Annotated in this window: 9 protein-coding genes and 1 pseudogene; 1 reads left to right on the top strand and 9 read right to left on the bottom strand. The window is 66.2% G+C overall.

Annotated elements, in window-relative coordinates:
• Positions 1 to 440 precede the first annotated feature (440 nt).
• A complete protein-coding gene (locus tag ACTHLF_RS16845; protein WP_440328751.1) occupies positions 441 to 764 on the top strand; it encodes an H-NS histone family protein in 324 nt (107 codons plus the stop codon).
• Positions 765 to 904: 140 nt separating this feature from the next.
• On the opposite strand, the gene ACTHLF_RS16840 is transcribed toward ACTHLF_RS16845, so the two are convergent.
• From ACTHLF_RS16840 to ACTHLF_RS16800, 9 genes and pseudogenes are all read right to left on the bottom strand, one after another.
• Positions 905 to 2,170, bottom strand: a complete 1,266-nt coding sequence (locus ACTHLF_RS16840) for a threonine/serine ThrE exporter family protein (protein WP_440328755.1) — start codon at positions 2,168 to 2,170, stop codon at positions 905 to 907.
• A gap of 10 nt (positions 2,171 to 2,180) precedes the next feature.
• Positions 2,181 to 2,618 carry an NfeD family protein gene (locus ACTHLF_RS16835; RefSeq protein ID WP_440328749.1) on the bottom strand — a complete coding sequence of 146 codons (438 nt, stop codon included), beginning with the start codon at positions 2,616 to 2,618 and terminating at the stop codon, positions 2,181 to 2,183.
• A 21-nt stretch (positions 2,619 to 2,639) separates the two neighbouring features.
• Positions 2,640 to 3,608 carry an SPFH domain-containing protein gene (locus ACTHLF_RS16830; RefSeq protein ID WP_440328747.1) on the bottom strand — a complete coding sequence of 323 codons (969 nt, stop codon included), beginning with the start codon at positions 3,606 to 3,608 and terminating at the stop codon, positions 2,640 to 2,642.
• Between the two features lie 51 nt (positions 3,609 to 3,659).
• Positions 3,660 to 5,051: a sensor histidine kinase gene (locus tag ACTHLF_RS16825; RefSeq protein WP_440328745.1), complete on the bottom strand. Its 1,392-nt coding sequence runs from the start codon at positions 5,049 to 5,051 to the stop codon at positions 3,660 to 3,662.
• A gap of 13 nt (positions 5,052 to 5,064) precedes the next feature.
• Positions 5,065 to 6,399, bottom strand: a complete 1,335-nt coding sequence (locus ACTHLF_RS16820; RefSeq protein WP_440328753.1) for a sigma-54-dependent transcriptional regulator — start codon at positions 6,397 to 6,399, stop codon at positions 5,065 to 5,067.
• 60 nt (positions 6,400 to 6,459) lie between these two features.
• Positions 6,460 to 7,674 (bottom strand): ABC transporter permease, encoded by a 1,215-nt coding sequence (locus ACTHLF_RS16815; RefSeq protein WP_440328743.1) that lies wholly within the window; start codon positions 7,672 to 7,674, stop codon positions 6,460 to 6,462.
• Position 7,675: 1 nt separating this feature from the next.
• On the bottom strand, positions 7,676 to 8,986 hold the full coding sequence (locus ACTHLF_RS16810; protein WP_440328741.1) for an ABC transporter permease: 1,311 nt from the start codon (positions 8,984 to 8,986) through the stop codon (positions 7,676 to 7,678).
• The gene (locus tag ACTHLF_RS16805; protein WP_440328740.1) at positions 8,976 to 10,196 is read right to left on the bottom strand and encodes an ABC transporter permease; all 1,221 of its coding nucleotides are present in this window, start codon (positions 10,194 to 10,196) and stop codon (positions 8,976 to 8,978) included. Before ACTHLF_RS16805 ends, ACTHLF_RS16810 begins: the two co-directional genes overlap by 11 nt.
• Positions 10,196 to 10,384, bottom strand: a pseudogene (locus tag ACTHLF_RS16800) (ABC transporter permease); the annotation flags it as partial. The pseudogene ACTHLF_RS16800 and the gene ACTHLF_RS16805, both read right to left, overlap by 1 nt.

The following is a 10,384-nucleotide window of genomic DNA, read 5'->3' as shown; positions in this document are numbered from 1 at the left end:
GCCAGGATCAGATGTACCGCCTCGTCCCGCTGCGCCTGCGTAATGTCCTTGCGTCCCATGGTTCACCTCGTTCTGGCCGTGAATCCCCGTGGGGTGTCCAGAAAGATTAGACCACCTCAGGGCCCCAAGGCCTCTTTCCGGAGACGTCCGAGCGCAAGGCGGCGTCAGCCGCTCAACACATGCATTCGCGCCAGCGAATGAACCGATTGCATAGCGCGAGGCCGAAGGCGAGCCCGACCGAACAGATCAGGCGATGCCGTCGCAAGTTTTCAGAAAAGCCTCACAATTAATGAGGGCGATTACCCTATTCCCGTGTAGGTTTTTTCTGATATTAGATAAAAGATAATCAAACCACTCCCATAAACACATTTATTGCGCCACAATGCCGGGCAATGGCCATTACCTAATGGTCCGTCAATACCAACCCCCGGGAGGATGCCATGGCCGTCGATATCAAGAACCTCAACCACACCCAGCTCACCGAGCTGATCGCCAAGGCCCAGTCCCGCCAGGGCGAGCTGCAGAAGGAAAAGGTCACGAGGCTTCGCGAGAAAATCAACGCGATGATCAAGGAAGAAGGGCTCACATTTGACGATGTCTTCGGCGTCCGCGCGCCCAAGTCGCGGCGTGTTGGCACCACGGTCGCCGCCAAATATCGCAATCCGACCGATCCGGAACAGACCTGGTCGGGTCGTGGCAAGCGCCCGCGCTGGTTTAATGAGGCACTCAAGGCTGGCAAGAAAGAAAGCGATCTGCTGGCCTGATAATAATCCGCAGCAACGAAAAAGGCCCCCGGTTAATTCGGGGGCTTTTTTTGTTTCATGTGCGAGCGCGCTTGCGCGCGATGGGGTCTGCCGCGAGCACCCATCGCGCGCAAGCGCGCTCCCACAAGTGGGTGGCGCAGTTAGAGGGAGCGGCGGGGGGCGACGATCAGGTCGCCGAACAGCAGGCCGGCCACGAGGGAGACCAGCAGGGTGACGCCGAGCAGGCCCGTGTCCATGCCCAGCGACGTATCGTGGTCGAGCAGGAACGACACGCTGCGGAAGCTCACCGACCCGGGCACCAGCAGGATGATGCCGGGCTCGCGCACCACCGCGCCGGGCTGCTGCGCGAAGCGGGCATACACGTTGCTTAGCGAGCCCAGCAGCACGCCGCCGATAAACACGCCGAACGGGGCGCCGGGCAGCGAACCGGAGATCTGGCCGCCCCAGCGCGTGGCGAGGTAGCCCAGGATGACCGCGCCCATGACGACCAGCCAGTCGCGCCGGGCCGCGCGGAAAAGGATCGCGAACGAGAACGCGCCGAGGACGAGCGAAGGCCAGTCCGCCCAGCCCGGCAGCGGCGGGAGGGCGTAATCGTGCGGCACGATGCCGAGCGCCTCGCAGATCTGCGTCGCTGCGACGGTGCCGAAGGTGAGTTTCAGCAGGGTGGCCACCGCGCCGCCCATGCGGGCGACGCCCGCAACGAGGTGCTGGCTGGAGATCTCGCGGACGGCCGTGGTGAGTGCCATGCCGGGCAGCAGCACGATGAGGCTGCCCAGGATGACCGACTTCAGCGCCAGCGGGACGATGTAAGCGGCGACCACGGTAGCGATCGCCGTGGCAACCATGGCGCTGATCGCCTCGCTGGCCGCGGCGAGGCGCGGGCGGCTCCCCGAGGCGACGGTGATGCAGCCGATGACCACCCCGATGATGCCGGCCGTGACCAGGTCGGGCCACGCGCTGTGCAGCAGCAGCGCCACGACGCTGGCGGCGCAAAGCCCATAACTGGCGATCACGCCCAGCTCCGCGCGGAAGGTCTCCGGCGCGCCAAGCTTGCGGAGCAGGTGGAACCCTTCGCGCAATTCCATCTGGCCGTCGATCACCGCGTCCGCGATGCGGTCGGCCTCGACAAGGCGGGCCAGGTTCACGTCGCCGGGAGGCAGGCGCATGACCTGGGTCACCTGCGCCACGCCGTCCTCACCCTGCCCCAGGTCGGCGAACGAGACGATGATCGCCGTGGGGCTGGACCACACCTCGGCCGAGAGGCCGATACGCTGCGCGGACCGCGCGATCGCCGTTTCCAGGCGGGGCGCGGTGGTGCCGTACTGGTGCAGGCGCCGCGCCAGTTCGGTGAGGAAGGCGATGCGGGTGTTGATCGCCGTGGTGGCGAAGCTCACCGGCACCGCCATCGGCGGGATGTCAGCCAACCTCCACCGCCTTGACCCTTAGCGTGGTGCCCTCGATCCCGGTCACCTCGACCGTAGCGCCCAGGGGAAGATCGGGGCCGTTCACCAGCCACATGCCATCGCCCACTTTCGCCTTGCCGCGCCCATTGACGATGGCATCGCACAGCGTGAAGCGCTGGCCGATCAACTGCTCGCCCCGGCGGTTCAGGCGCTCGTTGCCCGAAGGCACGCGGGCGATCCGCGGCCGCACGAACTTCCAGTACGCGAAACAGGAAACGAAGGTGAAGGCCGCGAACAGCACGGCCTGCGTGAGCGGGCCCAATTCGGGGACTGCGAACAGCACGATACCCATGGCCGCGGCGGCGATGCCGATCCACAGCATGAAATAGCCGGGCATGATCACTTCGCCGCCGATCAGCAGCAATGCCACGATCCACCAGATGTAATGCATGGCGACCTCCCCCATGGTGGCTCAGCGCGCCAGCGGTGGCGTGCGCGGCGGCTGCGGGCCGACCTGCGGTGCCTGCACGCGCTGGCTGGTGAGCGAATCTTTCGCTAGTTCAGCAATGCCGGCCAGCGAACCCAGGATGCCCACCGATTCCATCGGCAGCAGCAAGGTCTTCTGGTTCGGGCTCTTGGCCATCTCCACCAGCGCCTCGACGTACTTGGTGGCGACGAAGTAATTCAGTGCGTTGACATCGCCGCTGGCGATGGCGCCGGAGACCATCGTGGTGGCCTTCGCTTCCGCCTCGGCCAGGCGCTCGCGCGCTTCGGCCTCGCGGAAAGCCGCTTCCTTCTTGCCCTCGGCCTCGAGGATCGCCGACTGCTTTTCGCCATCGGCCTTGAGGATCGCGGCCTGGCGGAAGCCCTCGGCATCGAGGATGTTGGCGCGCTTCTCGCGCTCGGCCTTCATCTGCCGGGCCATCGCGTCCACGAGGTCGCGCGGCGGCGAGATGTCCTTGATCTCGATGCGGGTGACCTTCACGCCCCAGGGGTGCGTGGCCTCGTCGATGACGGTGAGCAGCTTGGCGTTGATGGCATCGCGCTGGCTCAGGCTTTCGTCCAGGTCCATGGAGCCGAGCACGGTGCGGATGTTGGTCATGATGAGCGCGAGCGCGGCCATCTCGAGATTCGCGACCTCGTACGCCGCCTTGGCCGCGTCGAGCACCTGGTAGAACACCACGCCATCCACGCGGACGACGGCGTTGTCCTTGGTGATCACGTCCTGCGAGGGAACATCGAGCACCTGCTCCATCATGTTCATCTTGCGCCCGATGTTGTAGACGAACGGGATGAGGAAATGCAGGCCGGGCGTCAGCGTGCCCGTGTACTTGCCGAACATTTCCACGGTCCATTCGTAGCCCTGGGGCACGATGCGGATCAACTTGGCCAGGACGATGACCGCGACGACGATCACGACCAGCGCGACGATGCTTCCCATGGTGCCCTACTCCCTTCGGCGTGAATTCAACCGGAGTATAGGCGAAGCGAATCAGTGCGGGCCGGCTGGGAGCACCAGGGTCACGCGCAGGCCACCGCCTTCGCGATTCGCCAGCGCAATGCGGCCGCCATGGGCTTCCGAAATTTCGCGGGCCAGGGCAAGGCCCAGCCCCGTACCGGAGCGCTTGGTCGAATAGAACGGCAACAGCGCCTGGGCGAGGACCGTCTCGCTCATGCCGGGGCCGCGGTCGGACACATCGATAAGGCAGTCACGCCCCACGATATGGACACCCACGGTCACGTCCTTCTCATCGCCACCCGCCTCGTGGGCGTTCTTGATCAGGTTGATCAGCACCTGCTCGATCTGGGTGGGATCGAACCAGCCCGGCTGCTTGGGCGGCGGCGCACTGAGTTCGAAGCGCGCGTGCAGGCCAAGGGCCTCGAGGAACGGCTCCCAGGCGATCTCACGTGCCTGCGGTGCGGGGAGCTTGGCGAAGCTGGCGTAGCCGGAGATAAACCCGTGCAGGTGCTTCGCACGATCGCCGATCGAGGCGAACACACCCGGAAGACGTTCGAGGTCACCGCGCCGCGCCAGCTCGGCACCGGAGTGCGAGAGCGAGGAGATCGGCGCCAGTGAATTGTTGAGTTCGTGGCTGATGACGCGGATCACGCGTTTCCACGTGTGCACTTCCTGGCGCGAGAGCTCCCGGGTCATGCGCCGGTACAGTTGCAGGCGATGCGGCCGCCCCTGCAGGCGGAACCCGCGCTGCGAAAGATGGAAGGTCTCCTCGCTACCCTCCATCTCCACGGTGAACAGCGCATCCTCGCCCGCCGCCGCCGCGACGCGCAGGTTCTCCGGCATCGCCGCGAGCACGCTGGCGAAATCGAGCCCCGCGAGCGCCCTGCCCTCGTTGAAGAGATGGCGCGCGGCGATGTTGGCGTAGGTGACCTTGCCCGAAGCGTCGGTCAACACCAGCGCCACTGGCGTGTTCTGCACGACGGTATCCAGCAGGAGCTCACGCTGGGCCAGGTTCTGCCGCTGTTCGCGCAGGATCGTGCCGAGCTGGTTGTGCATGCGGATCAGGTCACCGAGCTCGTCCATGCGGTCGGTGCCGATGGACATGCTGTAGTCGCCGTCGCGGTAACTGGCCACGGCGCTTTCCAGCGCGCGCATGAGCCGGCGAATCGGTTCCACCAGCACATGCGCCATCCACGCGGAGAGGGGCACAAGGAGGAGGAAGCAGATGATGAGCGCCGTGCGTGTATCCACCGGCTCCGACGGCCCCGGCACGACGGCGTGGCCGGGGTTCTTCGCCAGTTCGTCGAGCCAGGCGACCGCCTGCGGAAAGGGCCAGATCGCGACGCCCGCGAAGACGAGCGCTCCCATCACCGCCGAGGCAGCGACGACGATGGCCATCCGACCTTCAAGCGAGAAGCGCTTCATGGCATGGAACGTATCAGACCGCGAGCCCGTAGCGCTCCATGCGCCGGTATAGCGCCTGGCGCGAGAGGCCCAGGCTGCTCGCGGCACGGCTGACGACACCGCCGGCCGTGGCCAGCGCCGCTTCGACCGATTCGCGGCTGGGTTCATCCAGGTTGCGGTTGGTGGAAGCGGTGGGCATGGGCAGGTTGAGGTGCGAAGGCTCGATGCGGCCACCCGCCGCCAGCAGCGCGGCGCGCGCCATGGCGTTCTTCAGTTCACGGACGTTGCCCGGCCACGCATGCGCAAGCAGCGCCTCGCGCGCATCCTCACTCAGCTCGGCCTTCCCATCCAGGAAGAACTCGGCCAGCGGAAGGATATCGTCGCAACGCTCCGAGAGCGGCGGCAGGTTCACGTCGATGACGTTGAGGCGGTAGTAGAGATCCTCGCGGAACGTCCCGGCGGCAATCATCGCCTTCAGGTCCGCGTTGGTCGCGCTGACGACGCGCACCTTGACCTGGCGGGTGCGCCCCGAGCCGAGCCGTTCGAACTGGCCGGTCTCCAGCACGCGCAGGAGCTTCATCTGCCCCGGCAGCGGCAGGTTGCCGTTTTCATCGAGGAACAGCGTGCCACCATCGGCCAACTCGAAACGGCCCTCACGGGCCTTGTTCGCACCGGTGTAGGCGCCGGCATCGGCACCGAACAGCTCGGCTTCGATGAGGTCGCCAGGCAAGGCGCCGCAGTTCACCGCGATGAACGGGCCACGGCGGACCGGCGAATTCGCGTGGACGATGGCGGCAATACGCTCCTTGCCCGCACCGTTCGGGCCGGTGATGAGCACGGGCACGTCGGAACGCGCGACCTGGCAGGCCAGCTCGACCGTGCGGCTCATGGCCTCGGAAGCGAACACCAGGCCATCGAGCTCGTATTTGCTTTCCAGCGCCTCGCGTCGGCGTCGGCGCTCGTTACGCGCCCGGGTGACCTCGCGCGTGGTCTCGGAAAGCTCAAGCAGGTTCTCGACCGTCGCAAGCAGCTTGGTGTCGTCCCAGGGCTTGGCGAGATAGTCGGCCGCGCCGGCCTTCACCAGTTCGACCGCCGCTTCCAGATGGGTCCAGGCCGTAAGCAGGATGACCGGCAGGTCGGTGTGGCGGGCCCGGATGGCCTTGAACAACGCCGCACCCTCTTCACCGGACGTGGTGTCGGCGGTGAAGTTCATATCCTGGATCACGACGTCGACGCGCTCGCGCGCGAGCGTGGCCAGCCCGTCTTCGGGCGTGAGGGCCACCAGCGGCCGGATATCGCGCAGGCTCAGCGCGAGCGACAGCGCCTCGCCCACGGCGGGGTTGTCGTCAATGATCAGTACGCAGCGCATCTTGTCCCTTTGCATGCCGTCATGGATGCATCTCCCCCGGAAAAGGTTGCAACCCCCATTCTAGCCACGGGTAGCCTCCACGGGCGAGACCGCGGCCGCGCGCAGGGCCGGGGCGAGCACGGCGGCCTGGCCCAGCAGCCAGAGGGTCAGCGCCCCGGCGGGCAGGTAGGCCAGCGGGAGTCGCGGGATCTCGTAATGCAGCATCAGCACGAGGTTCATGCCGTAGGCGAGCACCATCCCGAGTCCGATGCCCATGCTGGCCAGGAGGAAGTTCTCGGTCTGGAAGTAGCGCAGCACGTCGCCACGCGTCGCACCGAGCGCGCGACGCACGCCGATCTGCCGACGCCTTTGCGCCACCCAGAAGCTGGCAAGGCCGACGATGCCAAGGGCCGTGACCGCGAGCAGCACCACGCAGGCACCGATCAGCATGGCCATGAGCGAACGGTCGCTCGCAAAGAAGCGCTCGCGGATCTCACGGAAGGTCACCTTCTCCAGGATGACGCGTCGCGGATCCTGCTTCTTCAGCGCCGCTGCGGCCGCTTCGAGCACCTCGCCCGCCTTGCCGGGCGCCGTCCTTATCACGTAGCCGGCGCCGTAAGTCGGCAGCATGCGCCACGGGGTGAGGATGACCTCGTCGACGTTGTCGCGCATGCCGGAGGCACGTGCGAGCTGGGCCACCACGCCCACGATCCGGTAATCCGCGCCATGCATATAGTGGACCTGGCCCCACGCATCCTTGCCAGGGAACAACCGGCGCGCCACGGCGGCGGTGACCACGATCACGTGGGCCGCCTCGGCCTTCTTGGCGACTACGTCATCGACCCACTGGTATTCATCCGGCCGCAGCCAGCGCCCCTCCAGCAGTTTCGCTCCGAAGAGTTCACCGACGCCCTTGCCGTAATACTCCGCGACACTGGCCCGTGGCTGCTTCTCATCGGATGAAAGCCGGACATTGGTGCTCCAGGAGCGCGAGCCGAAGGGAACGGAATTGACCGCTTCCGCGCCCTCCACGCCGGGCACGGCGCGGAGGATGGCCAGGTCCGCCTCGGTGCGCGCGTGGATATCCACGTTCTTCCCGGGCGACGAAAGGTCGATGTTCGCGAGTCGGTCTTCCTCGACACCACTGGGGGTATCGATCCAGCGGAGCCTGTCGTTCACGAGGAACAGCGCATTGCAGACGATCGCGCAGGTCAGGCCGATCTGCAGCACGAGCAGGGTGGCCGTGATCCGGTGGCGGCCAAGCGCCGCGAGGATGGGGGCGATATCCAGGCGCATGTCACTGGCTCTTCAGGTGGAGGCCCGGCGGCACCTGGCAGGCGCGCCACGCGGGAAACAGCCCGGCCAGCATGGCCGCCGCGACCGAGAGGAGGAAGGTCGTCACCAGCATGGTGAGGTCCAGGTGGGCGAGCTGCGCGCTGTGGTCGGGATTGATACGTATGAGCATCAGGCCGATCCAGGCGAAGCCGAGGCCGACGAGCCCGCCGACGAAACCGATGATCCCGGCCTCGACCACGAGCTGCGCGAAGATGTCCCGCCGCGACGCGCCGAGTGCGCGGCGCACGCCAAGTTCACCCGCACGGCGCAGGAACTTCGCGAGCATCAGCCCCACGGTGTTCACGAGGCATACGGCAAAAAAGGATACGGCCAGCCAGAACTGCAGGCGCACGTCGTCGGGTACGACCTTCTTCTCGTCCAGGAACGCAGGCACGCTCGTCAGCGATGCCGGCGTCTGGCGTTCGAAGCGACCCGACGCGTGCTGCTCGCGGACGTAACCATCGAGGAACGACTGGTAGGCGTTGACTGCTGCCGGGGTATCGAGCTGCACCCAGAACTGTAGCCAGACGCATGATGCCGATTCCATCTGCTCCTCCTGCCCACTCCCCTGGCCCCAACACGAGATGCCGCCGTCGCGTGGTAGCTGTGTGTCTCGCGCGGCACCGAGCGGCACGAAGATGTCTTCGGCCGTGGTGTAATCACCGGTGTTCGTGTCGTAGAAATGCGGCACGGGGCGCCACGGGGCGAGGACACCGATGATGCGGAACGTAGCGTCGTTCACATGGATCGACCGTCCAACACTATTCGCACCGGCGAACAACCGCTGGTTGAGCGTGTCGCTGATGACGGCCACACGGGCACGCCGTTCATCGTCCACCGCATTCCAGTCCCCACCGAAGCGGAACGGCACGTCGAACATCGGGAAGAAATCGGCGGTCGTGTAACGCGCGGGCGCCATGAACGGATCGATGGCCGGATCCTCCGGGCGGATGGTACCCAGCCCGCCAACCATCAGCGCCTGGTACGTCGCCCGGCGCGCGTGCAGCATGGCCATGCCGTCGATCCAGGTCACCTCATCCGGCGGCAGCGGATCATTGCCGGACTCGAGGGCTGTTGGATCGATGCGCGGCATGTAGATGCTGCCGCTCTTGCCGGGGAGCGGATCACCACTCAGCACGTGCAACGCCGTCAGCGTCGTCATGCAGGCGCCAATGCCCAGGGCCACGGCGAGGATCATCAGGGCGGTGAGCATGGGGTTCCGTCGCAGGCTACGGACCGCCATTTCCAGGTAATACGCGAACTCAGTTCCCACGCGTGGCCTCGACAGGTGGTACGCACGATGCACGTCGCGCAGGGGCATACACGGCGGCCTGGCCCAGCAGCCAGAGGGCGATAGCCCCGAGCGGCAGGTAATGCGGCGGCAACCGCGGCAGTTCGTAGAACACCATCAGCACGATGTTGATGCCATAGGCGAGCACCATGCCGAGGACGATGCCCATGGTGGCGAGAAGGAAGTTCTCGGTCTGGAAGTAACGCAGGACATCGCTGCGCGTCGCACCCAGCGCGCGGCGCACGCCGATCTGCCGGCGCCGCTGCGCCACCCAGAAGCTGCCCAGGCCCACGATCCCCAGGGCGGTCACGATAAGCAGCGCGATGCACACCCCGACGAGCAGGCCCGCCATGGCACGGTCGCTGGCGAAGAAAGCGGCGCGCACCTCGCTGTAATGTCGCTTGCGCTGGATCACCCGGTTCGGGTCGAGCTCGCGAAGCTTCGCAGCTGCCGCCTTCAGGACCGCATCGGACTGGCCGGGCGCCGTGCGCATCACGTAGGTCGCACCGAGGCCTTCGCTCATGTGAACGGGCAGGATCATGCTGCCATAGGTGAGTGAACGGTCCGCGATACTGGGCCGCGCCACGTCGCGTACCACGCCAACAACCCGCATCGGTTCGCCGCCGTAGTAAAGCGTCTTGCCCAGCGCGTTGCCGTGGAACAACCGGTCTTCCATGAACCGCGTGATGATGACCACGTGCGGGATCACCACGTCCTTTCGTCCGCTGGTGATGTCATCGAGCCACGCGTACTCGTCGGACGCGAAGTTGCGCCCCTTGAGCAACTGCAAGCCAAACGCATCGATAAGGTTGTCGCCGTAGAACGCCGTGACATGCATGGCGGGCGCGACCACGTCCGGGTCCAGCTTGATGCCGTCGTTCCAGGACTCGCCACCGAAGGGGATCTCATTGGCCAGGGCCGCGTGCTCCACCCCGGGGATCTGCCGCAGGGCGTTCAGGGCTTCATCCACACGCGCATGCATGGCCGGCGTCGAGCCGATGTTGACCGGCCGCACCTCAACCACGTTGGCCTCGTCGATGCCGCTGGGCATGGCCATCCAGTCGAGCCGCTGGCGCACCAGGAACACGGCATTGCAGACGATGGCGCACGTCAGCGCGATTTCCAGCACCAGCAGGATCGCGGTGACCTTGTGGCGCTTGAGCGTCGAAAGAATGGGTCGGATATCCAGCATCACGAACTCTTCAGCTGCAGGGCGGGAGTGACCTGGCACGCACGCCATGCAGGCAGCAGGCCAGCGACCAGCGTGGCGGTGATGGCGATGGCGAACGTCGCCGCCAGCATGGGCAGGTCGAGGTGCGCCAGCGAGGCATAGTCGTCCGGTTGCTGGCGGACCAGCCACAGGCCACCTACCGCCATGAC

The organism is Luteibacter sp., from assembly GCF_051958795.1.
In the GTDB taxonomy this organism is placed as follows: Bacteria; Pseudomonadota; Gammaproteobacteria; order Xanthomonadales; family Rhodanobacteraceae; genus Luteibacter.
The sequence above is the reverse complement of the archived record's forward strand: the minus strand, read 5'-3'. Positions and strand labels throughout refer to the sequence as shown.

Bases quoted from the DNA above. Each gene is read 5' to 3' on its own strand.
- ACTHLF_RS16825 (WP_440328745.1), bottom strand. From the start codon at position 5,051: ATGAAGCGCTTCTCGCTTGAAGGTCGGATGGCCATCGTCGTCGCTGCC.
- ACTHLF_RS16835 (WP_440328749.1), bottom strand. From the start codon at position 2,618: ATGCATTACATCTGGTGGATCGTGGCATTGCTGCTGATCGGCGGCGAA.
- ACTHLF_RS16840 (WP_440328755.1), bottom strand. From the start codon at position 2,170: ATGGCGGTGCCGGTGAGCTTCGCCACCACGGCGATCAACACCCGCATC.
- ACTHLF_RS16830 (WP_440328747.1), bottom strand. From the start codon at position 3,608: ATGGGAAGCATCGTCGCGCTGGTCGTGATCGTCGTCGCGGTCATCGTC.
- ACTHLF_RS16845 (WP_440328751.1), top strand. From the start codon at position 441: ATGGCCGTCGATATCAAGAACCTCAACCACACCCAGCTCACCGAGCTG.
- ACTHLF_RS16820 (WP_440328753.1), bottom strand. From the start codon at position 6,399: ATGCGCTGCGTACTGATCATTGACGACAACCCCGCCGTGGGCGAGGCG.
- ACTHLF_RS16815 (WP_440328743.1), bottom strand. From the start codon at position 7,674: ATGCGCCTGGATATCGCCCCCATCCTCGCGGCGCTTGGCCGCCACCGG.
- ACTHLF_RS16805 (WP_440328740.1), bottom strand. From the start codon at position 10,196: ATGCTGGATATCCGACCCATTCTTTCGACGCTCAAGCGCCACAAGGTC.